The sequence below is a fragment of the Nonomuraea sp. NPDC002799 genome (assembly GCF_053592075.1).
Genome location: NZ_JBSFVA010000004.1, coordinates 126,016 through 152,042, shown reverse-complemented (window position 1 = coordinate 152,042; position 26,027 = coordinate 126,016). Strand labels below are relative to the sequence as shown.

Here is a 26,027-nt window from a genome sequence, read left to right as displayed (position 1 = left end):
TCCCGGCCGAGCTCAGGACCCAAATCGGCCATAAAGGTATTCGCAAGCCATTCGGCTCGATAGTGGCGTCGCATCGCCCTCCGAAAAGGTTCAGGTCCGCGAGGATCCTCCGTGCCCCAGAAAATTAATTCATGTTACCCACTTGGCGCAACTAGAATCTCATTCCACATTACCCCTCCGACGCCCCTAAAAGGACAGCAGGCACAGGATCGGACAATATCCTGCAATAACCCGCAAAATCGCCGATGGCACGGGCGACCTGGACTGAATCCCCACCAATTCCACGAAAAATCATGAAGATTATTCGCGATTTACGCTATGCGGATCAGCCGGGGCAACCCCGTCGCTCGGCCGCCCCGGACAAGGACACCGTACGGTTCGTGCGACGGGGCTGCCCCGGTCGTCAGCGGGAGATCGCCGGGTGGGGCAGGACGGGCGCGGCCACGTCCAGGGGGAGGTGGACGATGCTGGGGCGGTGCCGCGAGCCGAGCATGGCCAGGCTCGTCACGAGGAGCCCGTCGCCGACCACGGCGATCGCGCTGGGGCCGTCCAGGCCGTCGGCCTCGGTGGCCAGCACGGTCCTGACACCGTCCGGGGTGATGCGCAGGACCGTGTCGCGCGGGTGCACGGCGAGGTAGAGGGCGCCGGAGGAGTCGAAGGCGAAGTCGTCGGCGGGGATGCCGGCGTGCACCTGCGTTATCTCGTCAGGATGCTCCCCTTTGATGCCGATGCGCAGAACGGTGCCCTGGGCCGTGTTGGTCGCCCACAGAGCGCCGTCCCAGACCTTGAGCCCGTTCACGCCCGTGGCCGAGACCGCGTCTTCCCGCGAGGTCGGCGCCAGGCGTTCGTCGACGAGCCAGCGGCGCAGCGTGTCCTGGCCGGGAGGGCAGCAGAGGATCTCGCCGTGGACGGAATCCGCGGCGAACAGGGTGCCGTCTTCGGCGAAGGTGATGCCGTTGAGCCCGGCCCGGGTGTCCGCGGCGGCGAACCGGCTCCAGCGTCGCGGAGCCGTACGCCGCCAGATCCCCGCCACGTTGTCGTCCGCGCTGCGCACCGCGGCGTAGAGCCGGTGGCCGGCGTCCGAGGCGAGTCCCACCGTGATCGCGTCGGCCCCTTCCGGGGCCACCCGTTCGGACTCGCCGCTGGACAGCCAGACGGCACCGGCCATCAGCAACGTCGCGCAGATCGTGCCGTCCGCGAGGACCACGATGTTCTCCGGCATCTCCCCGGCGCGGTAATCGAAGGTTTTGACAATCATGGAATCCATCATCCAGGGCCCTGCGACACATCGGTCAGGTCGTGGCCGCCCGGAGGCCGAGGACGACGAGCATCACCCCCGTCACCCTGCCGGCCGCACGCTTGAAGCGGGGCCTGCGCACCACCTGTGCCCCCTGGTGGATCAGCACCGTCCAGGTCAGCAACCACACCGCCATCAGCAGGGCGTGCGCGGTGGCCAGCGTGAGGATCTGCCCGGCCACGGTACGGCCGGGCACGATGAACTGCGGGACCAGAGTCAGGCGCGTACGGATGGATCACGCCGGGAGCACGACGCGGTAGTGCGTGGTGAGGCGGCGGTCGTCGTCCAGGATGTGGAAGGCGAGGCCGGGCGGCTGCTCGCGATCGGCGGGCCGGTCGCCCTCCCACGGCAGGCGCAGGGTCCAGGTGACGGCCGGTCCGACGATCAGGGGACGGCCGGCGAAGGTGGAGGCGGCCGCGGTGTGCGCGTGGCCGGTGAGCACGGCGACGACCTGGGGGTGGGCGTCGAGCAGCGCGGCCAGGTCGCCGGGCTCCTCCAGCCGGCCGGAGTCGGGCAACGGGTGGTGCAGCTCGACGGGCGACTGGTGGAAGGCGATCAGCGCGGGCGTGTCCGGGGCGAGCCCGTCGAGGGTGGCGTGCATCCAGGCGAGGGTTTCGGGGTCGAGGCGGCCTTCGTCGCGCCCGGGGATGGTGGAGTCGCACATCAGGATGGCGGTGCCGGCGATGTGGTGCACCTCGTTGATGGGGCCGGAGCCGGGTGTCCTTCGCAGCAGGGCCTTGCGGTAGGCCGGGCGGACGTCGTGGTTGCCGGGGCAGGTGAGCACGGGGAAGCCGGCGGTCAGGATCTGGGCGGCCTGCTCGTACTCGGGCTCCGTGCCGTGATCGGCGATGTCGCCGGTGACCAGCAAGGCGTCGACCGGGCGGGGCAGGGCCCGCAGGTAGTCCATGATCCGGGTGGCGCGCCGGGTGGCCCTTTCGGTGCCGTCGAGGTGCAGGTCGCTGATCTGAGCCAGCAGCAACATCATCGCGGGGTCTCCCAACCAAGCCTCTAATGGTTTAATTCTTTTTAGCGTTAGGGACCCTAGGCTATGGATGAGGACATCGGCAACGAGAGGAGGCGGCGTGGAGCGCTGGCCGGCCTTGGAACTGGCGAGCACGATCCGCCACGACGGCGACGGCGGTGTCGCCGACGACCTGGCCACGTCGCAGAGCATGACCCGCTGGATCCAGCAGCAGGCCGAGCCGCTGGCCGGCCACGTCGATGTCGCGGCGGTCACGGTGAGCGAGGGGCTCAGGAGCGAGATCGTCGAGCTGCGCCGGGCCGTACGAGCGCTGTTCGCGCAGGCGGTCAGCCCGGCGCCGCCGAGCCGGGCCGACGCCCACCGGCTGATGCCCGCCGAGCAGGCGCTGGCCCACCTCAACGCGGCCGCCGCCCGCGAAGCCATCGTCCCGCAGCTCCACTGGCCCGCGGATGAAGCGCCCCGGACGGCAGTCCTGTCCACCGAACCCGACGCGAACGTCCGGCTGACCGCCGCGCTGGCGCGCGCCGCCATCGACTTCCTGAGCGGTCCGCAACGCGAGCGGTTGCGGGCCTGCGGCGCGCCGCGCTGCGTCCGCTACTTCGTCCAGAGCCACGGGCGGCAGGAGTGGTGCAAGCCGTCATGCGGCAACCGGGCGCGGGTGGCACGCCACTACCAGCGGCGCAACGCCGCGCCACACCCGGAATAGCAGGGGCCCAGGAGTCACGTGATCTCGGACGAAACACCGCTGCTGCCCGACGCGGTCCGGGCCTACCCGTTCTCCTGGGGCTCAGGTTTCCTCTGGCCGCCGGAAACAGCGGAGAGCGAGGAGAACCTGGCGTATGCGCGGGCCGTGCTCGAAGCATGCCTGCCCCAGGCCGTCCTCCCCTCGCCCGAGCCCCCGGAGCAGCCGCCCATGTGGGAGGACGAATACCCCGAGTGGACCAGCATTCGGGCTGTTCTGCGCGGACGTATGCCCTACGCCCGGCACGTCACCGCCGGGCGCATGGCCGCGGCCAAGGCCGAGTGCGCCCGCCAGGGCATGGACACCGCGGACTTCGAGGAGATCTGGACCCGGCGGATCATCGCCTGGATCGCCGGGCAGACCCTGCACTGGTGCGGCCTCATGGTCGATGACGAAAAGGTGCTCACGCCCTGGCTCATGGAGCTCGCGGAGTCGTACGCGCGGCGGGGGATGGCCGCCGAGGAGGCCGTGGGGGCACTCCGCTGCACCAAAGGCGTGCCCGAGAGCCGTGCGGCCCTGACGCGGCTGGCCGCGTACGAGGGGCTGCCGGACGAGATCCGTGAGCAGATCGTCTACGAACTGCGCTGATGATCCGGCATCAGCAGGTGGCGGTCTCCCCCACCTTGCAGACCTTGCTGGGCATCGTGCCGCACGCCCGCGCTCGACGCACGTCGTGTGGCATACGCCGGTAGTTTTCGCTTCTAAGCTCGCATACATGGCAAGGTACTTCGATGTGCATCCGGACAACCCGCAACCTCGGATGATCCGGCAGGTGGTCGATCTCCTCAGCGCGGACGGGCTGATCGCGTACCCGACGGACTCGTGCTACGCGCTGGGGTGCCGACTGGGCAACAAGGAGGGCATCGACCGGATCAGGGAGATCCGCCGCCTCGACGGCGACCATCACTTCACCCTGGTGTGCAAGGATTTCGCGCAGTTCGGCCAGTTCGTGCACGTGAACAACGCGCTGTTCCGCTCGCTCAAGGCGGCGACCCCGGGCGGCTACACGTTCATTCTGCCCGCGACGAAGGAGGTGCCGCGACGGTTGCTCCATCCCAGGAAGAAGACGGTCGGCGTGCGCATCCCCGATCACGTCGTCACCCAGGCCCTGCTCACCGAACTCGGCGAGCCGCTGCTGTCCAGCACCCTGCTGCTGCCCGATGAGACCGAGCCCATGACGCAGGGCTGGGAGATCAAGGAACAACTGGACCACGTGCTGGACGCTGTGATCGACTCCGGCGAGTGCGGCGCGGTGCCGACGACGGTGATCGACTTCTCACAGGACGAGCCCGAGATCCTGCGCCGGGGCGCCGGAGACCCCTCCCTCTTCGAGTAGGCGATCGAGGTCTTCGCCCGGCGACGTCGTTCTCGTCACACGCGACGACGGCCGGGCGATCCCGGTTCGGCAGGCGGGCCGCTCCTCCACGTCCGGAAACGCGATGGCGATCAGTGCCAACCTTTTGGGCCGCTGATCGCGTCTGGAGGTTACCTACCTGAGGAGAGACGTTGGAGCGCAATGCCGGTTTCCGGGCGTTCGTCGATGCTCACCAACGCCCATTGCTGCGCTTGGCCTACCTGCTCACCGGCGAGGTTCACCTCGCGGAGGACCTGCTGCAGAGTGTGCTGGTCCGGATGGTCGGGCGGTGGGGGAGATTACGCCACATCGACAATCTGGAGGCCTACGCGCGCAAGGCCCTGGTGAATCAGTACATCTCGTGGCGACGGCGCCGAGGCTCGGACGAGTTACCGAGCGCCGACCTGCCCGAGCGGGCCCACTGGCCCGAAGACGCCACCGTCCTGCGGATCGTCCTGCACCAGGCGCTCATGCGGCTGACCCGCAAGCAGCGTACGGTGCTCGTCCTGCGCTTCTACGAGGACCGGACGGAACGCGACGTCGCCGACCTGCTGGGGTGCTCGATCGGCACCGTGAAGAGCCAGGCCCATCACGCTCTGGCCCGCCTGCGCACACTGGCGCCGGAGCTGGCGCCCAGACTCGCCGCCCTGGACGACCCGGCCCGTAGCAAGGAGGCACGCCGATGACCTGGTTTGGAGATGAGCTCGGCCGCATCGCGGACGACATGCCGGAGCGGGACCTGGGCGCGCGGGCGATCGAGATCCACCAGCGCAGGCGGCGCAATCTCATGGCCGTGTCCGCGGCCGCGGTGGTCGTCGTCACCGTGCTCGCCGCCACGGTCGGGGGGAAGGTGCTGTCCGCCGAGCCGCAGGACGCCGTCGCCCCGCCCGGTCCCCCGGAGCAGACCATCCTCAAGATCGGCGTGGTGCCGACCGTCGAGGCGGCGCCGCTGTACCTGGCTCAGGCCAGGGGATACTTCAGGCAGGAGGGCCTGACGGTACGACCGACCATCGTCACCTCCAGCGCCATGGCCATGCCCGAGGTGCGCAAGGGCAGGCTGGACATCGCGCAGACCGACTACCTCGTAGCGTTCGCCGCGCACAACCGGGGCCTGGACATCAAGGTCGTCGGAAGCCTCTACCAGGCCGGGCGAGGGAGCTTCGCTCTCATGGTCAAGGCCAAGTCGGCGATCCGGACCGTGGGCGACCTCAAGGGCAAGAAGGTCGGAATCTCACAGCTGAACGGCCTCGGGACGCTCTCCATGGCCGCCATGCTGAAGCGGTCCGGGCTGAGGACGGACGACGTCAAGCTGATCGAAATGTCTCTTCCCCGCATGAACGATTCGCTGGCCGACGGCTACTTGGACGCCATCCTGACGGCCGAGCCGTACATCACCACCGGTGTCCGCGAAGGACGCACACGCGTCCTGACAGACGCGATGGACGGGCCGTTCGCGAAGTTGCACACCGCGGGCTGGATGGCCACGGGCGACTGGAGCCGGCGCAATCCCCGCACCCTCGCGGCGTTCCAGCGCGCGCTGGCCAAGGCGCACCGCCTGATCGCGAGCGACCCCGCACAGGTCCGGGAGATCCTCCCCAGCTACCTCAAGGTCGACAAGCCGATAGCGGCCGATGTCGCCCTCGGGTCCTATCCCGCTCAGCTGAACCTGCGGGAACTGCAGCGGGTGGCCGACCTGGCCCGCGAACACGACCACCTCAAGGACTGGCTCGACGTCAGGAGCGTCGTCTCGGCGGGCTAGCGGACGGCGGGCAAGGGCGCCTTGGGACGCAGGGCCGCGACCGCGAGGACGGCCAGGCCGCCGAGACAGAGCCAGGCGAACAGGTCGCCGATCCGCGCGTACAGCGTCGGAGATCCGGCGACGGGCACGTACGCGGTCATCGTCTGCTGGGTGGTGGTGAAGTAGTCGGCCGAGGTGAGCATCCGGCCCTGCGGATCGAAGACGGCGGCCAGGCCGTTGCCGGCCTGGCGGATCAGCGAGTAGCCGTTCTCCACCGCCCGGATCGCCGCCTTCTCGGTGTGCGCGGCGCCGAAGCCGTACCAGTCGTTGGACGGCACCAGCATCAGGTCCACCTCCCGGGCCTGCCTCATCAGGCCGGGGAAGTCGGCGTCGAAGCAGATGACGTTCGCCAGGCGGCCGAAGGGGGTGTCGGCGGTCGGCACCCGGCCGTCCCCAGGGTCGATCCGGTCCATGCCCGGCACCGGATGGGCTTTCTCGTACGTCCATCGGACGTGCCCGCCGGGGTCGACGAGGACCGTCTCGTTACGCAGGTACGGCGGCGTACCCGTGATCACGATCAGTCCGGCGTTCACATAGGCGCCGGTCCTGACGGCGACCGCGGCGATCTCGCCGATCAGACGCTGCCGATCGGCCTCGCGTGCCGCGCCGCCTGCCTCCGGCCAGAGGACGATCTCGGCTCCGGCGTTCGCCTCCCGTTCGGTGGCGGCCAGCAGAGAGTCGTTGACGGGGGCGAACGCCTGCCGGACCAGGCTCGGGTCCGCCCGGGCGAGCCGCTCGGGTGCGCGGACACCGTTCAGGGCTCGCCCGGACGCCTCCAGGACCGAACGGGCGGGGCTGACCCCTGCCACCCGCACGGTCTCACCCGCGGGCGCCGCGAAGGCCAGGCGCACGCTGCCGCCGGCGAGCACCAGCACCAGAGCGGTTCCGAAGGGCGCGGCCCGCCGCCAGGCGAACCCGCCCTGCCACAGGTCGGCGCAGACGGCGGCGAACCAGGCGATGAGGAAGCTGACGCCGTAGCTCCCGGTCACCGAGGCGACTTGGAGCAGCGGCAGGTTGTCGTGCTGGGTGGCGGCCAGGGAGCTCAAGATGTTGCCGACCGGGCTGAGGCTCGCCAGCGCGTACTCCACGCCGACGACCCCCGCCGGGAACACCAACGTGGCCCACACGCGGGGCAGACGAGCCGCGATCAGCCGGTCCAGAAGGTACGGCACCACGCTCGCCGAAGCCATGACCAGGGAGAGCAGCAACACCGGGCTCAACACCGGCAGCCCGCTCTCATAGAGCCAGAACGTGGTGGCCACCATGGTGGCCAGCGCGATGCCGCCGAGTGCGGGCAGCGCCTGGCCGGTGCGGGAGAACCGTAACAGGAAGATCAGGTAGATCCAGGCCGCCCCGGCCAGCTCCCACCGGCCGTGCGCGGCCACGAGCGACAGGGCGGTTCCGGCAGCGAGCAAGGTCCAGCGACTCAGCCGATTCACGTGGCGACTATAGAAAGCCCCGCTCCTCGCCCCCATCCCGCACGCCCCCGGATCAGGGGTAGGGAACACCCCCCAGCACGGAGCACGTCCGGCGGCTCCCTTAGTGGGCTGCCTCGTACTGCTCCACGACGGTGGCGGCGATGCGGCCTCGCTCGCTCACCGGCAGGCCCTGAGCCTTGGCCCACTGCCGGATCTCCGTGGACTTCTCGCGGCTGACGATCCGGGCGGAGCCGGTGCTGCCGCGTCGTCCGCGAACGCCTCTGTCGGCACGGACCGCGCGAGCCTTGGTGATAAAGGGAGCGAGTGCCTTCTCCAGCTCCTCCCGGTTCGAGCCCGACAGGTCGATCTCGTAGCTCGTGCCGTCGAGGCCGAACTTCGTGGTTCCCTCGGCATCGCTGCCGTCGATGTCATCGACAAAGGACTCAACAATACGCTTCGCCATAGGGATGCTCCAAAATACGTCTCGGTTGCAGGTACTGTAGCCCCCTTCAGCAAATCATGCATCCCCACGGCCGCCGCGCCCACGCAAAGGAACCGTTCGTAGGCGATGTCGCGGCTACATCCCTTTCGCGCGGGTAACCCCATGCTCGTGGTCTGCGGCCCAGCATTCATCGGCACCATCTCAGTCCGTGGGCGATCAGCGAACATCCCAGAAACTTCATCCGCGCGAAACATGCTTCAATATCGGCACGAGACCTACTCCTTCCTGCTCACCGGCCATAAGCCGGGAGCGGTCGGCGGCATCGTCCTGGACGGACACATGCACCCGACTTCGGGCACTCCCCTACTCCAACCACGACACACCCTGGTGAGTGTGAAAGGCGCTTGCGCCGGTTCATCCCCCGCCTCGCTGATCCTTCAGCCCACCGGCGGCTCTCAGCCTTGCGGTCATGCCGGGCTTCATTCTCCGGTCAATAACGATGAAGCCGCTATGTTGAAGTTCCATTCAAGTCTCCGGCCCGAAGCGCCCTTGATCGATCGCCTGGAAAACGCCTTGAACGTCCGCACCCACCTCGACGCCTGTCAGCGCGCACGGTCATCCGGGCGGCGGGTGGCGGCGGAAGAGCAGCAGGGCCACGTCGTCCTCACGGGTGCCGAGACCGCCGATGCGCCGGTCGGTGGACACCTCCAGATCGTCGCGGTCCCGTCTCGCTCATGAGGTGACCTTCACGGTCAGGATGCCGGCGTCGTCTCTGCGCGTGCCGGCATCGCGCAGCAGCGTGGCGGCCACGACGGCCGGGGAGCGTGCCGTCAGGCCGGGAAAGGCGGAGATGTCCCACCGATCGGTCAGCCCGTCGGAGTGCATGACGATCATGCTGTACGGCGGCGCGACGTACTCGTACTCGCGCACGGTCCTGCCCTGGTGACCGGCGATGCCCGGCACGGAGATCATGCCCTGCCGGCCCTCGGGGTGGACGATCCAGCCCGCCACGTTGCCCAGCCCGGCGTAGCGGACGACCCTGCTGCCGCGATCGAGCCTGGCCACGGCCACGGCGCCGCCTCTGGTCCCGGCGAGGGCGCGGTGGATGTGCTCCACGAGCGCGCCCGGCGGCAGGTCGCTGCGCTCGGTGAAGGCCCGCACCGCCTTGCGTGAGGCCAGGGCCGCCAGTTCGCCGTGACCGAGCCCGTCGCACACCATCGCGACCGACGTTCCAGGGCTGTCCAGGCAAGCGAAGGCGTCGCCGCAGACGCTCTCCTCCCCGATGGGGCGGGTCAGACCACTCACGCGGGAGGCCGGTGGAGGCGTCGCCCCGGCGGTGAACCACATGACCATCACGGTGCCGCGCCCGGGCACCGAGTAGACCTCGTGCTGCGCGGGCGTGCCCGCGGTGACGTGGTCATCGCGCAGCGCCCGGCCGAAGTCCGCCATACCCGGCCCCTTGTCCACGACGACGACTTCGACGGCCGCGGGCGCCTCCGGGGCCGGCCCCGGGTGCTGCCGGATCAGGATTCTGCCCTCGGCCGCGTGCTTGAACAGGTTGGAGGCCGCCTCACTGACCGCCAGCGTCACCCGGCCGGACTCGTGCGCGCCGAAGCCCAGCGACTCCGCCAGCGCCTGCGCGGCGCGCCGGGCCGCTCCCACGGCGCTGAAGTCCTCGATCCGGATCCATGCCTCGCCGGTGGAGCGGATCATCTGGCCCATTTCACCACCGTCACCCGGGTCCCCGCTCCGGGCGCGGACTCCAGGTCGAACTCGTCGACCAGACGGCGGGAGCCACTCAACCCCAGCCCGAGGCCGCCGCCCGTGCTCCACCCATCGGTCAGCGCCTGGTCCAGATCACCGATCCCCGGGCCCTCGTCGATGAACGACAACCGCAGCCCACGGCGACGGCCGCCGTCGAGCGCCTCCATCCGCATCAGGCCGCCGCCGCCGTACACCAGGGTGTTGCGGGCCAGTTCGCTGGCGGCGGTCACCACCTTGGTCAGATCCACCAGGGACAGACCGATCTGCTGGGCGTACGTGCGCACCTGCTGACGCACCACCACCACGTCACCGGTGCCGGCGATGGGCACCTCGATGGCGTCCATCACCAACGCACCGCGACGGCGCTGACTCTGTCGCCGTCCTGGAGCATCGCGACGCCTTTCTCCAGGTTGAGCGCGGTGCGCACACCACCGAGGGACAGGCCGAGCTCGACCAGGGTGATCGCGACCGCGGGCCGCATGCCCACCACGATCGTCTCCGCGTCCAGCATCCGCGAGATCGACGCGATCGTGGACAACATGCGGCCGATGAAGGAGTCGACGATCTCCACAGCGGTGATGTCGATGATCACGCCGCGGGCGCCGGTCTTGACGACCGCGTCGGCCAGATCCTCCTGCAGCACCAAGACGCCCTGGTCCTGCAGATCGATCTGGATGGAGACGATGAGGATGTCGCCGAGTTTGAGTACGGGCACGCGATCCATCAGGCCCGCTCCATGCCCACCACGACACGCTTGCCGGCCCCGTGCGTGACCTGCACGCCGCTGCGGCGCAGCGCATGCGACAGCGCCTCGGCCAGCGAGGACTTGGTCACGATGTCACCGAACTCGATGCCCAGGGTGACGATGGTCTGAGCGGTCTGCGGGCTGATGCCGGAGATCACGCACTCGGCTCCCATCAGCCGCGCGGCCACCACCGTCTTGAGCAGATGCTGCGCCACCTGGGTGTCCACGGCCGGCACCCCGGTGATGTCGATCACCGCGTGCTCCGAGCCGGTGTCCACCAGCGCCTGCAGCAGCTTCTCCATGACCACCTGCGTGCGGGCCGAGTCCAGCGTGCCGACCAGAGGCACCGCCAGAATGCCCTGCCACAACTTCACCACCGGGGTGGAAAGCTCCAGAAGCTGCTCGGCCTGATCGATGATGATCTTCTCACGGGCCGTCACGAAGGTCTCGAACGTGTACAGGCCCAGGTCGTCGACGAACTTGGAGAACCAGATGTAGCCCCGCAGGGTCGCCGAGTCGTCCTCGGCCCCGATGACCTCATAGACCGCTTCCTTGACGCCGAACACGACGACAGCGGTCTCCGACGGGGTGAAACCCTCCCGGGCCTGCATACGCGACAGCTCCGCCAGCAGACCGCGCAGATCGCTCGCGTCGCCGCCCTGGATCAGGGAGTGCCGCAGCGCCTGGTAGATCTCGCGCAGCCGATCGGCCAGTATCCCGCGATCGGTGTGCCCGCCGGCGGTCGCGGCCGCGAGATCGACCCACCGCTTGACGATGCGTTCCTCCTGCTCTCGCAGGAGCACACCGATACCGAGGCGGTCGGCCTCATCATGAACAGTCATCATGCACTTCCGCACTGTGGGGATGAATGGAGCAAATCCTCGCAAGGCTAGCGCCGTCTGCGGCTCGCCACCCGCTACCTGCGTAAACACCGAAGAGCACCCTGTTCCACGCCGGAATCACGAGCGTGTGGGGCTCCTCCCAGCGAGGGAAGGAGCCCCACACGATCCGTTCATGGGTGCGCCCGGCGGGCGGAGGGGTCAGGGCAGATCGGGGTAGCGGCCGTAGTAGTCGCCGACCTGCTGCCGGTAGCCGGGGTCGGTATAAGTCGCCTCATCGTACTCGGGCGCGTTCTTGATCTCGTCCTTCGTCCGTGCCAGGAAGACCTTCTTGTTCTGGGGGTCGACCTCGGTCACGGTGCCGGCCGGCAGGACGACCTTCTTGCCGAAGATCCAGAAGCCGGTGTCGACGACCAGGTGGCTGTCGCCGACGGCGTTGCTCTCCTCGTCCACCGACCCGATCTTGCCGTCGGTGGCTTCGACGTCGAAGCCGATCAGGCTGAGGCTCGTGTCGGAGAAGACGCCCTCGCGATAGCTCCACGGCTGACTCATAAGCGGGTTGCTCCTGTCCTCGATGGTGTGACCCCCAGATCGCTACCCGAGCCTGACCGCGCAAACGTGGCGTATCTCACGGCTGTCCACGACCAGCCGACGCCGCGCGAGAAGGCGATGCCACCCTCACGATGCCGGCTTCGGCACGCCGCACCCCTGCTTTCGCGACCGGCTCGTGCCCGTGTGCGCCCACCTGTTCGAAGCCGACGACCGGCGGGATCCGCCGCCCCATAGGTAACGACAGTGCATCTGGGGAGTAACTGCCTTCCACGGCCGGCATGGGAAGAGACGGGAAATGAGCGTGTCAGAAGTGGCGGCAGCGGTGGCCCTGATCGCGGGCACGGGCGCCGTCTCCGGCCTGAGTGAGCAGGCGGCGCTGAACATGGTGACAACGATTCGCGAGCGGATCCGCACGATCTTCGGCGACGACACACCTGCGGTGCGCAAGCTGGAGCGCGCGGTCGAGCAGGGCGACGACGAGGACGCGGTGCGAGATCTGGCGGAAGCGCTGTGCTCGTACGCCGAGCAAGACGAGAATTTCGCTGCGGAACTTGCCGGGTGGGCACAGCAACGCCCGCCCGCCGGGTCGGTGACACAGACAGTCCGGGCAGGCCGGGACGCCTATACGGCGGGCCGAGACCTGACTGTCAGACGGCAATGACCGCTCCCGAAAACCCGGGTGTACACCAGAACGCCAGCCCACAGCGCGATGCGTACACCGCTGCCAGGGATGTGCACATTCACGCTGGAGCGAGCGGCTCGAACCCGTGGTGGCCGCCGTCAGGCCAGTTGTCCGGACATCCCACACCCCGGCAGTTACCGCGGGACATCACGTATTTCACGGGTCGCGAGTCGGACCTGGAAATGCTCGACGTTCTGCTCGCAAGGGCTGCAAGCGAACCGACCGCCGTGATCGTGACCGCCCTCACCGGACTTGCGGGTGTCGGCAAAACGGCACTCGCCGTGCACTGGGCGCATCGTTGCCGGGATCAGTTCCCGGACGGCGACCTGTACGTGAACCTTCAAGGCTATGGTCCTGGTCCGCCGCTCTCACCCAATGACGTCATCGGCAATCTCCTGAAGGTTATCGGCGTACCGCCCGAGAGCATCCCACTCGAGTTGCACATGCGCGCGGCCCTGTTCCGCTCCGTACTGAGTGGCAGGCGGATGTTGATCGTCCTGGACAATGCCAACAGCGCTCGACAAATCCGTCCTCTCCTGCCGGGCTCTTCGGGACCATTAGTGGTGGTCACCAGCCGGAGTCTGCTTCCCGGCCTGATATCCGGCGACGGCGCCCGCCGCATCATCGTGGACATGCTCCCGCCTCGCGAAGCGCTCGATCTCGTGACCAAAATCATCGGCAGAACACGTGTCGCCGCCGAACCCGAGGCGGCGAGCAGTATCGTCCGCTACTGCTCGCACCTACCTCTCGCACTCCGCATAGTCGCCGAACATGGCCGCCGTGCAACAAGCCGTCGGCCACGGGCGATTCGACCTGGGCTGCTGGCTGGTCGTAGCCATTCAGCCTTACTTCAATCGCCGAAGGGACTCTCATTCATGGATTCGTATGCATCTGATCGGCTTGGAGGCCGCGCGCACCGCCCAGGACGTGCAGGCCGAGGCCGAACTTCACCGCGGCCTTGGCGGCGCCTACTACTACAGCGGCCAGTACGAGAAGTCCTACCATCATCAGCGCACCGCACTCGACTGTTACAGAAGGCTCGGCTGGGAGGGAGAAATACTGCTTGTCAACTTAGGCAGCGCGGCCGCGGCCCTCGGCCGCTATGACGAGTCATTCGAATACCTGCATAAGGCGCTGGCCACGTCTCGCGAAACAGGGTACCGAAATGTAGAGGGGTATGCGCTGCAAAGCCTCGGTGCCACGCACCAACGCGTAGGGCAGTACGAAGAAGCAACGGATTGCTGCCGGCAAGCAGTCCAGGTATTCCAGGCGACGGGCGATCAATTCGGACTGAATATCGCTCTTTGTCGAATGGCCTACTCATACTTGCGGCGACGCATGCTGCAGCAGGCGACCGACCATCTCCAGCAGGCCCTCCAGCACGCTCGGAGCATTGACGACTGGCCTGGCGAAGCCTGGATACTCGAAACCCTGGGAGGCGCCGCGCATGAAGCCGGCCGGCAGGATACGGCCCGCGAATTTTGGCAGGCATCGCTGGCCGTCTATGAGAGGCTCCTGGATGCGGAGAGCATCGCATACGTACGGGCTCGCCTCGCGAACATCGCCCGAACACCGATCACACCAAGACCACGCCCATAGAATGGTGACTCCTCAGACACAGAAAACCATCGATTCTTCCGGTCTTTTCGCCGGACAACGCTGCTGGCATACGGCTCGTCCAGCCGCCTCATGCGCAGGGCGGGGCGGGCCTGACACACGTCGATGCGGCCGGCGGCCGTTCGTGCGGACACGGTTGCCGGTCGGAGGGTCATCGAGCCGCGGTGATCCGCGCCAGCATCTCCTGGAGCTCCTCAGGCGAAGCACGCCGGGACCGCCACATCATCCTCGCGTCGTCGCCCTGCCAGCGCGGGACGACGTGAGCGTGGAAGTGAAAGACCTCCTGCCCGGCCGCCTCCCCTGTGGCGTGGGTGACCGACAAGCCGTCCGGAGCCAGCGCCGCCCGCAGCAGCGCGCTCACGCGATGCACCAGCCGAGCGACCTGTGCGCAGGCGTCCTCCGACAGTTCCCACAGGTCCCGGGCATGCCCACGAGGCACGATCAGCGTATGACCCGGCGTGGCGGGGGCGATGTCCAGGAACGCGACCGCGTGGTCGTCCTCCGTCACCCGATAGGCGGAGGCCCGGCCGGCGACGATCTGGCAAAAGACACATTCGTCCACCTGCCGATGATCGCACCGAGCGGCCCCATGCCGTGGCGCTTGGTCAGCATCGGTCGCGGCATGGCGGCCTCACCGGGCGGAACTCCGGTCTGCGGGTGCGCGTCCTCCTCGGCGTCGCCGTGGTGGGCGCTCTTCCGCGGATCGCGGCCGCCCTCCGCGGCCGGGCACGGCGCTGACTCCGGCCAATGGCGCAACCACAGGCCGTCGCTCATGACGCCCGCAGCAGGGCGGACCAGGTGTTCTCGCCGATGAGCGCGTCTTCGTCGAGCTTCTCGATCCGCTGAAAACCGCGCATGAGACCGGCCAGCTCAGGATCGTAGGTGGTGCGGTCGAGCCACGCCTTCAGCCCCACGGTGGCGTACACGGCCTCCGGCAAGTAGCCGCGGGCGTTCAACGCCCCTCTGACGGTCTTGACGTCGTAGTTGTCGTCCCCGGGTTTGAGCAGCGGCAGACTTGTCACAAGGGTCTCCGTCCATGCAGTGGCCTTCGCCGGCGCCGCGGGTCCACCCTGCGGCGAGGCCGCAACGTCTTCCCTGAAGCGGGCCAAGTTCACGCTGTACGGGCCGGGCTTTTACGTAGTGACCTCTTTGTGACCCTGCGCCTGCTCGCGGTCCAGCGTGTGCACGCCTCTCGAATCCACCGCCGCACCCCTGAGCGGTCCTTCAATCGCCACGCATTCCTGCTTCGCCCGGAGCCGTTCGCGCACTGTGCAGTCGATAGAGAGCGCGGCTGCCTCTGGCGAGGGGGATCATGCCATCGAGTCGCAGGCCCACCTGTTCCGCGACCCGGACCGACGGGGTGTTCGCCGGGTTGATCACGGCCACCACCGGTGCTCCGGAAACGGTCTCGGCGGCCAGTACGATCGCCTCTCGCGCCATTTCCTGCGCCAAACCCCGCCCCCATGCCGAGGGCCGGAACCGGTAATAGAGATTCAGCATGACGCCGTGGCCATAGTCGCGGTAGACGACGCCGCCGAAGCCGATGACCTGTCCGTCCGCTCTCGTGCGGACCGTCCAGTAGCCGAATCCGTGCTCTTCCCAGTGGGCGGCCCATTCGCTCAACTCCGCTTCGCTGTCCGCCGGTGAGGCGAGCGGCCCCGCGGGGTTGAAACGATGGGTCTCGGGATCTCCGTGGATTTCGTAGTGCGCGGTCACGTCCGCGAAGGTGGGCCGGTCCAGCCGCAGTCGTTCGGTGAGCCGGGAAACCGCTGGTGTCATTCCTGAGCCGGCCTTTCTGGTCCGTCGCGGGGCCACCCTCAGTTGACCCGCGCGTCCGCCGCCGCCCGCTCGCGCGTGACGCGCCGGCGCCGGGTCGGCACCCCGAGCATCGGGTTGGCGACGCCCCAGGCGGCGCCCTTGCAGATGAGCTCCTTGTAGACGGCGGCGAGCCGTCCGGTCAGGACCGCAGGCCGGGCGCGGTCGTCGGCGGTGACGTACTGGATCAGGCCCTCCTTGCGGCCCAGTGAGATGCACTGGTTGAAGTAGTGGATCGGCGCGGCCGAGGGCTTGCCGCCGGTCAGGCGCGCCGCGATCGCGTCGGCGGCCCGCCACGCGGCCGGAGTTCCGGAGGCGCACGACATCCGCAGCGGCTTGTTCCCGTGGCCCAGCGCCATGGCCGCGTCGCCGATGGCGTACACGTCCGGGTGCGAGACCGAGCGCATCGTGCCGTCGACCACGATCTGGCCGGTGCCGGTGACCTTCAGGGCGGTCGCGCTCGCGATCGGGTGGACCGCGAAGCCGGTGGTCCACACGGTGACGGCGGCCGGGATGGCCGCGCCGTCGGCGGTGACGACGCGGCCGGCTTCGACAGCGGCGACGGCGGCCCGTTCGTGCACGGTGATCCCGAGCTTGCCGCAGACGTGCCGTACGTGCTCGCGGCCCTTGGGCGAGAGCCAGTCGCCGAGGCCGCCGCGGGCGGCGAGGGCGACGTCGAGGTCCGGGCGGGCTTCGGCGATCTCGGTCGCGGCCTCCAGGCCGGTTAGGCCGCCGCCGACGACGACCACGCTCTGCCCGGCGTCGAGGCGGGCCAGGCGCTCGCGCAGCCGAAGCGCTCCGGGGCGACCGGCGATCTCATAGGCGTGCTCGGCGGTCCCGGGGACGCCTTGGGCGTTCCAGCCGCTGCCGAGGGCGTAGATGAGCGTGTCGTAGGCGAGCTCTCCCGCGCCGTTCGCGTCGGTGACGGCGACGGTCTTGCGGTCGACGTCGACGCCGGTGACCTTCGCGAGCCTCAGCTCGACGCCGGTGCCCGCGAACATCTCGCTGAACGGCCGGGGCTTGATCTCCTGCCCGGTCGCCAGCTGGTGCATGCGGACACGTTCCACGAAGTCGGGCTCGGCGTTGACGAGGGTGATGGAGACGTCCTCGCGGTGCAGCCGCTTGGCGAGGCGGCCGGCGGCGATGGCGCCGGTGTATCCGGCTCCGAGGACGACGATGCGATGCTGCATTTCGTTGCTCCTGTCTAGCGCGGGTTCGCCACTTGAACCGGATGGCCCGGCGTTTCCTGACAGGTACGCGATGTGAAGCACCTCACACCACGCTCAGAAGGCGTTGAACAGGGGCTCTCCCCGGTCGGCGGCCGCCCATTGCGCGGTCGCGCGGCCGAGCTTGTCGGGGTTGGCCTGGCTGCGGAACGCGACGATGCCCTCGGCGGTCACCTCCAGGCACATGACGCCGACGACCCGGCCGTTCACGACGGCCACGACGGCGGGGTCGCCGTTGGCGATCCAGGCGTAGACCCCGGGCGCGCCGCCGACCAGGGCGCGCTTGGCCTCGCCTGGCCGGAACAGGCCGCGCAGGAACTTCGCGACCGCGACGGCGCCCTCGAACGCCTTGGTGCGAGCCGGAACCTTCCCGCCGCCGTCGCCGACCGAGATGGCGTCCCCGGTGAGCAGGCGGATGAGCGGCTCGGTCTTGCCGCTGGTGGCGGCCGCCAGGAACTCCTCGACGATCCGCCGGGCGACGGCCTCGTCGATCTCGGTACGGGCCTTGCCGGCCGCGACGTGCTTCTTGGCACGGTGGAAGATCTGCTGGCTGGCGGCCTCGGTGACGTCGAGGATCTCGGCGATCTCCCGGTGCGGGTAGTCGAAGGCCTCCCGCAGCACGTACACCGCCCGTTCGCTGGGCGAGAGGCGCTCCATGAGGGTGAGGACCGCGTACGAGACCGACTCGCGCTGCTCGGCCGTGTCGGCCGGGCCGAGCATCGGGTCCCCGGCGAGCAGCGGCTCGGGGAGCCACTGGCCCACGTAGGTCTCGCGGCGCGCCCGCGCGGAGGTGAGCTGGTTGAGGCACAGGTTGGTGAGGACCTTCGTCAGCCAGGCCTCGGGGACCTCGATGCGGCTGACATCGGCGGCCTGCCAGCGCAGGAACGTCTCCTGCACGGCGTCCTCGGCCTCCCCGGCGGAGCCGAGGAGGCGGTAGGCGATGGTCTCCAGGCGCGACCTGGAGGTCTCGAACCGGTCGACGTCCTGCGCGGTCAAGGGCATGGGCCGATCCTAAGCGCGTCTTCCGGATCCGGCGTGCGGCTCGGGCCCAGGGTCTTCGCACCTCTGGTGGCGGCTCCGCTTGGATCAATGGAATCGGTCGCCATGGCGACCGTCCTCGACCTCTCCTTATGGGCCCTGATCTTGACGGCAGTGGCCGTCCTCGCGGCCGGGTTCAGCACCGCGCGCAGCTCCGGATACCGCTTCCACGGCGCCCCCTTCACCATGGCTCTGGTGGGCGCCTGCTTGATGGTGTCCGCCTGGGTGGTCGCCCTGGCCGAGCTGGAGGACATGGAGCAGCTCCCGGCGACGCGGATGGTGTGGTTGCGGGAGGACCCTCCAGGTCGTGGGCTTAATTAGCCTTTGCCCCTTTGACGATTCGCTCCTCCGCCGCAGTTGCCGTACTCCACCGATCCGGCGGAGGCGGAGAGCGGTGATGCGACAAGGGTGGTGGTGAGCAGGGCTGCTGACGCGAACCGTGCCACGTCTCTGCTGATCATGAACGTCCTCTCGTGTCGTGACAGACTGCCTGGTCCTGCACTCCCGGGCGATGATCGCCTGGCATCTCCGAGGCTGCGGCGCGCGGCCGGTTGTCCGTAACCGTTCGACGCGAAGTCCCAGGTCGATTCCGGACAATGAGTTGTCCGCGGACAACCGTTGGTGCTGCACTGATCGTTGGAAGAAGGGGGCGACGGTGGTGAACCGCTGGGCGGGCCGGCCCCAGGGCGGACCGAGGGGCAGCACGAACGAGGCGAACGCGCTGGCGGAGTTCCTGCTGACGCTGACCGGCGGGATGACCTGGCGGCCGGACAGGTTAGCCGGCGTCCGCCGGCCCGGGCCGGTCCAGCCCGGCGGCGAGGGCGTCGATCGCCTGGTCGATCTCCTGGCGCAGGATGGCCATGGGCGGCCTCTCGTCGGGGCCGCCGGCGTGTTCGAGCCACCGGCGCAGCACGACGCGCAGCGCGGTGAGCGCGGTCGCGGCGCACAACGCCGGATAGATCCCGGTGGGGGCGGGGTGGAGGCGGTCGGTGATGGCGTCGGCGAGTGCGCTTTCCTGGGCGGCCAGCAGGGCCAGCTCATGGGGCAGCAGCGACGGCGTCCGGCGAATGAGCTGGATCGCCCTGATGTAGTCGCGGCCGGCCGCGACATCGTGGTCGACGATGGTGAGCACCGCTTGGCGCAGCGCCTGGAGCACCGACTCGGTGCCGGGCCGGGCGCGGAATTCGGCGATGAGCGCTTCGGCGCCGGCCGCGGCGGCCGCCACCACCGCCTCCTCCTTGCTGGAGAAGTAGTTGAAGAAGGTCCGCAGCGCGATGTCGGCCTCGGTGGCGATCTTCTCGACGGTGATGCTCTCCACACCGTGGCGCAGCGCCAGGCGCAGCGCCGCTTCCCGGATGGCGGCCCGGGTGGCCAGCTTCTTACGCTCGCGGCGCCCCATCACGACCGTGCCCCCGCCGACCGCGTTAGCCGGACCGGCCGCGGCCTCGCTGACCGCGCCGGCCGGACCGGTCAGGCCCATGTGACCGGCAGGGAGTGCACCCCGAAGATGAGCATCTCGTTACGCAGCGGCACCTTGTCGGCGGGTACGGCGAGGCGCAGGTCCGGCATCCGGGTGATCAGCTCGCTCAGCCCGACCTTCATCTCCGCCCGGGCGAGCTGCTGGCCCAGGCACTGGTGGATCCCGTGGCCGAAGGCCAGGTGCGTGGCGCGGGACCGGTGCACGTCGAGGCGGTCGGGGTCGTCCCAGTGGCGAGGGTCACGGTTGGCCTCGGGCGTGGCGATGATCACCGTGGCACCGGCGGGGATCTTGACGTCGGCGACCGTGACGTCCTCGATGGCCACCCGGCTGACGCCCATCTGGATGATGGACAGGTAGCGCAGCAGCTCCTCGATCGCGTTGTCCATCAGCGCCGGGTCGGAGCGCAGCGCGGCGAGCTGCTCGGGGTGCTCCAGCAACGCGAAGGTGCCCAGGCCCAGCATGTTGGCGGTGGTCTCGTGACCGGCGCCGAGCAGCACCAGGGCCACGTCGGTGAGCTGCGTGTCGGTCAGCGGCGGGTCGGCGTCGTGGACGAGGCCGGACAGGATGTCGTCGCCCGGCTCGGCCCGCTTGGCCGCCACCAGTCCCTGGATGAAGCCGTACAGCTCAAGGCCGGCGCGGAGCCGCTCCTCTTCTGGGGTGTCGGAGTTCAGGGCGATGGCGGTGCGCGTCTGGAACTCGGCCCGGTCGGCGTAGTCGACGCCGAGCAGCTCGCAGATCGCCAGTGAGGGGATCGGCAGCGCGTACGCGGGCACCAGGTCGGCCTCGGTGCCGGCCGCCCGCATGGCCTCGATGTGCTCCACGGCGATCTCGCGCAGGCGCGATTCCAGCGCCTTCATCCGCCGGACGGTGAACTGGCCGGTCAGCAGCCGCCGCAGGCGCGTGTGCTCGGGCGGGTCCATGAAGACGAACATCCCGTCGGTGCGGCTCTCCACCTTCGGCGCGACGCTGGTGGCGGACCCGGTCCGCGCCGCGGCGGTCATCTGCTCGATTTCGTGCGGCTGCAGCTTGGTGACGTCGGGGTACCGTACCCGATCCGAGCTGAAGCGGGGGTCGGCGAGGACGGCGCGGGCTTCCTGCAGACCGGTGACCAGCCAGGCGGGAGCACCGTTGAGCAGCTCGATCGACTGGACCGCTCCCTGGTCGCGCCGCTCCCGCAGGCCGGAGGGCGGATCGAACGGGCAGCCGCCCCGCTCCACCATGTCGGCCGGCAACATCCGGCGCATCTGTGTCGGGGATTCCGTCACCCGCTTCTCGCTTCGCTCACTGGGAGTCGCCATCACTCGTCCTCCTGTCGGGCAGCACGCTGCGTCCACCCCCACAGTAGCGGGTAACCTGCACAACGCGCATCAATGCACAACGTGCATGTTCACCCGCGACAGCCCGGCCCGCGAGATCCTCAGCCGCGACCCCTACACCGCGGCCGACGCCTACGACGTCGTGCTGCTGAAGGAGTGGACGCCCATCCTGCCGTGACCGTGGCCCGCCAGGTGGCCGGACGGACCACGGTCATCACGAAGGAAGCAATGCGCGGAGCGGAGATCAGGCCGCTGTGGCTGCTCGATCTGTCTCGCCACAACCGGCTCTCCGGCTAATCCGCCGCCACCAGCGGCTGCCTGAATTGCGCGGCGTACATGCGGGCGTACGGGCCTTTCGCCGCGAGCAGCTCTTCGTGGGTGCCCTGCTCCACGATCGTGCCGTGCCCCATCATGAGGATCAGATCCGCGTCCCGGATCGTGGAGAGCCGGTGGGCGATGACGAAGCTCGTCCGGCCCTGGCCGGCCCGCGCCATGGCCTGCTGGACCAGCAGCTCCGTCCGTGTGTCGACCGAGCTCGTCGCCTCGTCGAGCACCAGGATCGCCGGGTTCGCGACGATGGCCCTGGCAATGGTGATCATCTGCCGCTCGCCGCCGCTCACCCCCGAGCCCTCGTCGTCGATCACCGCGTCGTAGCCCTGGGACAACGTGCGGACGAGGTGGTCCACGTGCGCGACCCGCGCCGCGGCGCTGATCTCCTCGTCACTGACCGCGCCGGGGCGGCCGTAGGCGATGTTCTCCCGGATCGTCCCGCCGAACAGCCATGCCTCCTGGGGAACCATGCCGATCGCCGATCTCAGGTCGTCGCGGTCCATGTCCCGGATGTCCACACCGTCCACGGTGATACGGCCGGCCGTCACCTCGTAGAACCGCAGCAGGAGATCGACCAGCGTGGTCTTGCCGGCGCCCGTGGGGCCGACGATGGCGACGGTGGCGCCGGGCTCGACGGTCAGCGAGAAGTCCTCGATGAGCGGCTGGTCAGGGTCGTACCGAAAGGAGACCGACTCGAAGGCGACCCGTCCCCGGACCTCTCCGACGACGGCCGGGCGCGCGGCGGACGGCGGCTCCTCCTCGGCGTCCAGGAAGGCGAAGACCCGCTCGGCGGAGGCGACCCCGGACTGCACGAGGTTCGACAGGTTCGCCAGCCCCATCAGCGGCTGGGTGAACTGGCGGGAGTACTGGACGAACGCCTGGACCGCGCCGATCGACAGACCGCCGGCGATCAGCCGCAACCCGCCGATCACCGCGATCAGCACGTAGCTCAGGTTGCCGATGAGGGTGGTGGCCGGGCCGATGACGCCGCTGATGAACTGGGCGCGGGCGGCGGACCGGGAGAGTTGTTCGTTCCGCACCGCGAAGGCGGCGGCGCTTTCGCGCTCGCGGCCGTAGACCTTGACCAGGTCGTGCGCCGTGTAGGCCTCCTCGACGTGCGCGTTCAGCTCGCCGGTCGCCTTCCACTGCCGCGCGAACTGCCGCTGCGCGCGCTTGCCGACCACCCTCGTCATCAGGATCGACAGCGGGATCGCGACCAGGGCGACCATCGCGAGCAGGGGCGAGAGCCAGAACATCATCGCCAGCACGCCGAGCAGCAGGAGCGAGGAGTTGGTGATCTGGCTCAGGGTCTGCTGCATGCACTGGGCGACGTTGTCGATGTCGTTGGTGGTGCGGCTGAGCACCTCTCCGCGCGGTCGCCGGTCGAAGTACGACACCGGTAGCCGCCCGAGCTTGCCTGCCGCGTCCCTGCGCAGGCGGAAGACGGTGTGCTGAACGACTCCGGTGGCATGACGGCCCTGCAGGATCCAGAACATTCCGGACGCGACGTGCACGGTGAACGCCGCGACCAGGGTGAGCCCCAGCGCGCGGAAGTCGATGCCCTGCCCGGGCCGGAAGTCGACCGAGCCGATCAGCGACACCAGGACGCTCTCGCCCTGCTGCCGCAGCCGTTCGACGACGTCCGCCTTGGTGGCCTCCGGGGCGAACTGCTGACCGATCGCCCCGGAGAAGATGAGGTTCGTGGCGTGCCCGAGCAGCAGCGGACCGCAGACATTGAGGACGATGCTGGCGAACCCCAGCGCCGCCACACCCCAGAGGCGGCGGAACGGGCGCAGCAGGCCCAGCAGTCTCAGTGCCGTCCGGCCGAAGTCGGCCGGCGGCTCGCCGGAGCCGGACGGTGTCGCCGGCACCTGCTGCGCGGACGCGGGCCGGACGCTCACCTCTGCCGCCCCTCTTCGAGCTGGGACCGCGCGATCTCCTGGTAGACCGGGCTGGCACGCATCAGCTCCTCGTGCGTACCGGTGCCGGCGACCCTGCCTTCGTCGAGCACCAGGATGCGTTCCGCGGTTTTGACGGTGTGCACCCGCTGGGCGACGACGATGAACGTGGCGCCGGCCATCTCGCGTTTCAGGGCCTGCCGCAGGGCCGCGTCGGTGGTGTGGTCGAGCGATGAGAAGGAGTCGTCGAAGAGGTAGATCGGCGGCCGCCTGACCAGGGCGCGGGCGATCGCCAGCCGTTGCCGCTGCCCGCCCGACAGGTCGGCGCCGCCCTGGGCGACGGCCGCCGTCAGCCGCCCGTCCATCCGCTCCACGAAGTCCCGCGCCTGCGCGATCTCCAGTGCCCGCCACAACTCCTCGTCGGTGGCCTCGGGCCGCCCGTAGCGCAGGTTGGAGGCCACGGTGCCGGAGAAGAGGAACGACTGCTGCGCGACCAGGCCCATGGACTCCGACAGCGCCTGCGGACTCAGTGTCCGCACGTCCTCACCGCCGACCAGCACCTGACCCTCGGTGGCGTCGAAGAGCCGGCAGATCAGCCCGATCAGCGCGCTCTTCCCGCTGCCGGTGGAGCCGACGATCGCGGTGGTCGTGCCCGGCAGGGCGACGAGATCGACGCCGTGCAGCACGTCGTCCTCCGCTCCCGGGTAGCGCCAGCGCACGCCGCGCAGCTCCACCTGACCGGGGGCTCTGCAGCGGGTGACCGGGGCGGCGGGCGGGACGAGGCTCGGTTCGGTCCGCAGGACCTCCTCGATGCGGGCGGCGCAGACCTCGGCGCGCGGCAGGTTCATGATCACGGAAGCGGCGGAGAGCACCGCCGTCTGGATCATGACGAGGTAGGTGAGAAACGCGGCCAGCGCGCCGATCCGCATGTCGCCGTTCGCGACCCGGTGTCCCCCCGCCCAGATCAGCAGCACGCCGGCGACGTTGATGATGTTGACGACGAACGGCAGCAGCATGGTGGTGACCTTGCCGAGCCGTATCGAGATGTCCGTGAGCCCCTCATTGGCGCGCTCGAAGCGTTCCCGCTCGAACTCCTGCTTGACGAAGGCCCGGGTGACCCGGAAACCCGTGATCTGCTCGCGCAGCACACGGTTGACGGCGTCGATCCTGACCTGCACGCCTCTGGCCGGCGGCCGCATCCGCGCGATCAGCAGGGCCACCACGACGCCGAGGACGGGCACCAGCGCCAGCATCAGCCACGCGAGCACCACGTCCTGCGCCAGGGCCAGGGCGACGCCGCCGACGGCCATGACGGGAGCCGTCACGGCCACCGTCATCAGCGAGACGAGCAGCGTCTGCACCTGCTGAACGTCGTTGGTGGTCCGGGTGATCAACGACGGCACGCCGAGGTGTCCCATCTCCTGGGCAGAGAAGCGCTGCACGCGCAGGAAGACGGCCGCACGCAGGTCGTGGCCGACGGCCATCGCCGTGCGCGCGCTCAGGTAGACCGCGCCGACGGTGGCGCCGCCCTGCACGAGCGACATCGCGATCATGATGGCGCCCAGCCGGAAGATGAGGCCGACGTCGCCCCGCACGACGCCTTCGTCGATGATGTCGGCGTTGAGCCTGGGCAGGTAGAGCAGGGCCATCGTCTGGAACACCTGGAGGACGACGACGGCGGCGAGGGCCCGGCGATGGGGCCGGGCATGCGCCGCCAGCAGCCTGATCAGCGCTCTGTCGCTTTCACCGTGGCGTCAACTCCGACAGGTCGAGGTTCGAGCCGGTCACCCGCATCATGCCAGGCGAGGTCCGGTGGCTTCCGTACAGATCGCCGAAAGCGGAATCCGCCGGTGGGACAGCACCGGCGTTCCATCGGGGAAGACGATGTTTAACGATCACCGTGCATGTCAGGGGAAATGGCATGACGGACGACTTACAGCCCATGCCCGATGACTGGACGAGAGCCCTGGCCGTCGTGGCCCATCCCGACGACATGGAGTTCGGCAGCGCCGGCGCCGTGGCCGCCTGGACCGCGGCCGGCAAGCAGGTCGGCTACCTCCTGCTCACCCGAGGAGAGGCGGGCATCGACTCGATGCCGCCGGAGCAGGCGCGCAAGGTGCGGGAGGAGGAGCAGCACGCCAGCGCCGCCATCGTCGGCGTCTCCTCGGTCGAGTTCCTCGACCATCCGGACGGCGGGATCGAGCGCTCGCCCCGGCTCCGGCACGACCTCGTGGCCGCGCTCCGCCGGCACCGGCCCGAACTGGTGATCACCTTCAACCACCACGACTTCACCTTCACCGGCAAGTGGAACAGCCCCGATCACCGCAACACCGGGCGGGCCGTGCTGGACGCGGTCCTCGACGCGGGCAACCGGTGGATCCTGCCCGACGCCGGCGCCGAACCCTGGGGCGGTGTCGCATACGTGGCGATCGCCGGCTCCGTCCAGCCGACGCACGCGGTGGACGTGACCGGGCATCTGGACGCGGCGCTGGCCTCGGTCGAGGCGCACGCCGCGTATCTGGCCGCGCTGGGCGTGCCCCCGGGTGGTGCGCGGGCGCCGCTCGAAGGCTTCGTGAACGCGGCCGGCCAGCGCTTCGGCGGGCGTCCGGCGGTTCCCTTCGAGCTGATCACCTGCTGAGACCGGTACGCGAAGGCGGCCGCCCCCCGACGGCCGCCTGGACCGGCCCCCGAC

Annotated in this window: 29 protein-coding genes and 1 pseudogene; 11 read left to right on the top strand and 19 right to left on the bottom strand. The window is 69.3% G+C overall.

Annotated elements, in window-relative coordinates; translation table 11 throughout:
* Window positions 1-403: 403 nt before the first annotated feature.
* The 3 genes from ACWD0F_RS10035 to ACWD0F_RS10025 are packed head-to-tail and all read right to left on the bottom strand — an operon-like array spanning window position 404 to window position 2,282.
* Entirely contained in the window at window positions 404-1,258 is an 855-nt protein-coding gene (locus ACWD0F_RS10035) for a hypothetical protein (RefSeq protein WP_449873796.1), read from the bottom strand.
* Window positions 1,259-1,292: 34 nt separating this feature from the next.
* Complete coding sequence (locus tag ACWD0F_RS10030) at window positions 1,293-1,493, bottom strand: hypothetical protein (RefSeq protein ID WP_449873794.1); 201 nt, start codon at window positions 1,491-1,493, stop codon at window positions 1,293-1,295.
* A 39-nt stretch (window positions 1,494-1,532) separates the two neighbouring features.
* Window positions 1,533-2,282 (bottom strand): metallophosphoesterase, encoded by a 750-nt coding sequence (locus ACWD0F_RS10025; RefSeq protein WP_449873792.1) that lies wholly within the window; start codon window positions 2,280-2,282, stop codon window positions 1,533-1,535.
* A gap of 97 nt (window positions 2,283-2,379) precedes the next feature.
* Here ACWD0F_RS10025 and ACWD0F_RS10020 point away from each other — a divergent pair, with 97 nt between their 5' ends.
* From ACWD0F_RS10020 to ACWD0F_RS10000, 5 genes are all read left to right on the top strand, one after another.
* Complete coding sequence (locus tag ACWD0F_RS10020; protein ID WP_449873790.1) at window positions 2,380-2,985, top strand: CGNR zinc finger domain-containing protein; 606 nt, start codon at window positions 2,380-2,382, stop codon at window positions 2,983-2,985.
* Between the two features lie 18 nt (window positions 2,986-3,003).
* A complete protein-coding gene (locus ACWD0F_RS10015; protein WP_449873788.1) occupies window positions 3,004-3,609 on the top strand; it encodes a hypothetical protein in 606 nt (201 codons plus the stop codon).
* A gap of 127 nt (window positions 3,610-3,736) precedes the next feature.
* Entirely contained in the window at window positions 3,737-4,357 is a 621-nt protein-coding gene (locus tag ACWD0F_RS10010; protein WP_449873786.1) for an L-threonylcarbamoyladenylate synthase, read from the top strand.
* 170 nt (window positions 4,358-4,527) lie between these two features.
* Window positions 4,528-5,061: a SigE family RNA polymerase sigma factor gene (locus tag ACWD0F_RS10005; protein WP_449873784.1), complete on the top strand. Its 534-nt coding sequence runs from the start codon at window positions 4,528-4,530 to the stop codon at window positions 5,059-5,061.
* A complete protein-coding gene (locus tag ACWD0F_RS10000) occupies window positions 5,058-6,134 on the top strand; it encodes an ABC transporter substrate-binding protein (protein WP_449873782.1) in 1,077 nt (358 codons plus the stop codon). The genes ACWD0F_RS10005 and ACWD0F_RS10000 overlap by 4 nt, the downstream gene beginning before the upstream one ends.
* On the opposite strand, the gene ACWD0F_RS09995 is transcribed toward ACWD0F_RS10000, so the two are convergent.
* The 7 genes from ACWD0F_RS09995 to ACWD0F_RS09965 all read right to left on the bottom strand — a co-directional run bounded on the left by ACWD0F_RS09995 (window position 6,131) and on the right by ACWD0F_RS09965 (window position 11,933).
* Window positions 6,131-7,612: an apolipoprotein N-acyltransferase gene (locus tag ACWD0F_RS09995; RefSeq protein ID WP_449873780.1), complete on the bottom strand. Its 1,482-nt coding sequence runs from the start codon at window positions 7,610-7,612 to the stop codon at window positions 6,131-6,133. The two genes, ACWD0F_RS10000 and ACWD0F_RS09995, sit on opposite strands and share 4 nt — an antisense overlap.
* A gap of 100 nt (window positions 7,613-7,712) precedes the next feature.
* On the bottom strand, window positions 7,713-8,054 hold the full coding sequence (locus tag ACWD0F_RS09990; RefSeq protein ID WP_449873779.1) for a histone-like nucleoid-structuring protein Lsr2: 342 nt from the start codon (window positions 8,052-8,054) through the stop codon (window positions 7,713-7,715).
* 711 nt (window positions 8,055-8,765) lie between these two features.
* Window positions 8,766-9,746: a SpoIIE family protein phosphatase gene (locus ACWD0F_RS09985; RefSeq protein WP_449873777.1), complete on the bottom strand. Its 981-nt coding sequence runs from the start codon at window positions 9,744-9,746 to the stop codon at window positions 8,766-8,768.
* Window positions 9,743-10,141, bottom strand: coding sequence for an ATP-binding protein (locus tag ACWD0F_RS09980; RefSeq protein WP_449873775.1), 399 nt, complete (start codon window positions 10,139-10,141; stop codon window positions 9,743-9,745). The genes ACWD0F_RS09985 and ACWD0F_RS09980 overlap by 4 nt, the downstream gene beginning before the upstream one ends.
* Window positions 10,141-10,521 (bottom strand): STAS domain-containing protein, encoded by a 381-nt coding sequence (locus ACWD0F_RS09975; protein WP_449873773.1) that lies wholly within the window; start codon window positions 10,519-10,521, stop codon window positions 10,141-10,143. Before ACWD0F_RS09975 ends, ACWD0F_RS09980 begins: the two co-directional genes overlap by 1 nt.
* A complete protein-coding gene (locus ACWD0F_RS09970; RefSeq protein WP_449873771.1) occupies window positions 10,521-11,387 on the bottom strand; it encodes an STAS domain-containing protein in 867 nt (288 codons plus the stop codon). Before ACWD0F_RS09970 ends, ACWD0F_RS09975 begins: the two co-directional genes overlap by 1 nt.
* Before the next feature lie 195 nt (window positions 11,388-11,582).
* Window positions 11,583-11,933: a PRC-barrel domain-containing protein gene (locus ACWD0F_RS09965; protein ID WP_449873769.1), complete on the bottom strand. Its 351-nt coding sequence runs from the start codon at window positions 11,931-11,933 to the stop codon at window positions 11,583-11,585.
* Between the two features lie 295 nt (window positions 11,934-12,228).
* On the opposite strand from ACWD0F_RS09965, the gene ACWD0F_RS09960 reads away from it, so the two are divergent.
* The 3 genes and pseudogenes from ACWD0F_RS09960 to ACWD0F_RS09950 all read left to right on the top strand — a co-directional run bounded on the left by ACWD0F_RS09960 (window position 12,229) and on the right by ACWD0F_RS09950 (window position 14,214).
* A complete protein-coding gene (locus tag ACWD0F_RS09960) occupies window positions 12,229-12,594 on the top strand; it encodes a hypothetical protein (RefSeq protein WP_449873768.1) in 366 nt (121 codons plus the stop codon).
* Window positions 12,591-13,373: pseudogene (locus ACWD0F_RS09955) on the top strand (NB-ARC domain-containing protein); the annotation flags it as partial. The gene ACWD0F_RS09960 and the pseudogene ACWD0F_RS09955, both read left to right, overlap by 4 nt.
* A 13-nt stretch (window positions 13,374-13,386) precedes the next feature.
* The gene (locus ACWD0F_RS09950; RefSeq protein WP_449873766.1) at window positions 13,387-14,214 is read left to right on the top strand and encodes a tetratricopeptide repeat protein; all 828 of its coding nucleotides are present in this window, start codon (window positions 13,387-13,389) and stop codon (window positions 14,212-14,214) included.
* 169 nt (window positions 14,215-14,383) lie between these two features.
* Here ACWD0F_RS09950 and ACWD0F_RS09945 read toward each other — a convergent pair whose 3' ends face one another.
* The 5 genes from ACWD0F_RS09945 to sigJ form a co-directional block, all read right to left on the bottom strand.
* Complete coding sequence (locus ACWD0F_RS09945; protein WP_449873764.1) at window positions 14,384-14,794, bottom strand: HIT family protein; 411 nt, start codon at window positions 14,792-14,794, stop codon at window positions 14,384-14,386.
* Between the two features lie 208 nt (window positions 14,795-15,002).
* Window positions 15,003-15,254, bottom strand: a complete 252-nt coding sequence (locus tag ACWD0F_RS09940) for a hypothetical protein (protein ID WP_449873762.1) — start codon at window positions 15,252-15,254, stop codon at window positions 15,003-15,005.
* A 202-nt stretch (window positions 15,255-15,456) separates the two neighbouring features.
* The gene (locus ACWD0F_RS09935) at window positions 15,457-16,011 is read right to left on the bottom strand and encodes a GNAT family N-acetyltransferase (protein ID WP_449873760.1); all 555 of its coding nucleotides are present in this window, start codon (window positions 16,009-16,011) and stop codon (window positions 15,457-15,459) included.
* Between the two features lie 38 nt (window positions 16,012-16,049).
* Window positions 16,050-17,237 (bottom strand): NAD(P)/FAD-dependent oxidoreductase, encoded by a 1,188-nt coding sequence (locus ACWD0F_RS09930; RefSeq protein ID WP_449873758.1) that lies wholly within the window; start codon window positions 17,235-17,237, stop codon window positions 16,050-16,052.
* Window positions 17,238-17,330: 93 nt separating this feature from the next.
* Entirely contained in the window at window positions 17,331-18,275 is a 945-nt protein-coding gene (sigJ, locus tag ACWD0F_RS09925) for an RNA polymerase sigma factor SigJ (RefSeq protein WP_449873757.1), read from the bottom strand.
* A gap of 87 nt (window positions 18,276-18,362) precedes the next feature.
* Between sigJ and ACWD0F_RS09920 the strand changes: the two genes are divergently transcribed.
* Complete coding sequence (locus ACWD0F_RS09920) at window positions 18,363-18,632, top strand: hypothetical protein (protein ID WP_449873755.1); 270 nt, start codon at window positions 18,363-18,365, stop codon at window positions 18,630-18,632.
* 454 nt (window positions 18,633-19,086) lie between these two features.
* Here the strand turns inward: ACWD0F_RS09920 and ACWD0F_RS09915 are convergent, their stop codons facing one another.
* Window positions 19,087-19,791 carry a TetR/AcrR family transcriptional regulator gene (locus ACWD0F_RS09915; RefSeq protein WP_449873754.1) on the bottom strand — a complete coding sequence of 235 codons (705 nt, stop codon included), beginning with the start codon at window positions 19,789-19,791 and terminating at the stop codon, window positions 19,087-19,089.
* Window positions 19,782-21,089 carry a cytochrome P450 gene (locus ACWD0F_RS09910; protein WP_449873753.1) on the bottom strand — a complete coding sequence of 436 codons (1,308 nt, stop codon included), beginning with the start codon at window positions 21,087-21,089 and terminating at the stop codon, window positions 19,782-19,784. The genes ACWD0F_RS09915 and ACWD0F_RS09910 overlap by 10 nt, the downstream gene beginning before the upstream one ends.
* 192 nt (window positions 21,090-21,281) lie before the next feature.
* Here ACWD0F_RS09910 and ACWD0F_RS09905 point away from each other — a divergent pair, with 192 nt between their 5' ends.
* Window positions 21,282-21,404: a hypothetical protein gene (locus tag ACWD0F_RS09905; protein ID WP_449873751.1), complete on the top strand. Its 123-nt coding sequence runs from the start codon at window positions 21,282-21,284 to the stop codon at window positions 21,402-21,404.
* Here the strand turns inward: ACWD0F_RS09905 and ACWD0F_RS09900 are convergent.
* Window positions 21,401-23,338 carry an ABC transporter ATP-binding protein gene (locus ACWD0F_RS09900; RefSeq protein ID WP_449873750.1) on the bottom strand — a complete coding sequence of 646 codons (1,938 nt, stop codon included), beginning with the start codon at window positions 23,336-23,338 and terminating at the stop codon, window positions 21,401-21,403. The two genes, ACWD0F_RS09905 and ACWD0F_RS09900, sit on opposite strands and share 4 nt — an antisense overlap.
* Window positions 23,335-25,053 carry an ABC transporter ATP-binding protein gene (locus tag ACWD0F_RS09895; RefSeq protein ID WP_449874282.1) on the bottom strand — a complete coding sequence of 573 codons (1,719 nt, stop codon included), beginning with the start codon at window positions 25,051-25,053 and terminating at the stop codon, window positions 23,335-23,337. Before ACWD0F_RS09895 ends, ACWD0F_RS09900 begins: the two co-directional genes overlap by 4 nt.
* Window positions 25,054-25,256: 203 nt before the next feature.
* Here ACWD0F_RS09895 and ACWD0F_RS09890 point away from each other — a divergent pair, with 203 nt between their 5' ends.
* The gene (locus ACWD0F_RS09890; protein WP_449873748.1) at window positions 25,257-25,973 is read left to right on the top strand and encodes a PIG-L deacetylase family protein; all 717 of its coding nucleotides are present in this window, start codon (window positions 25,257-25,259) and stop codon (window positions 25,971-25,973) included.
* Window positions 25,974-26,027 lie beyond the last annotated feature (54 nt).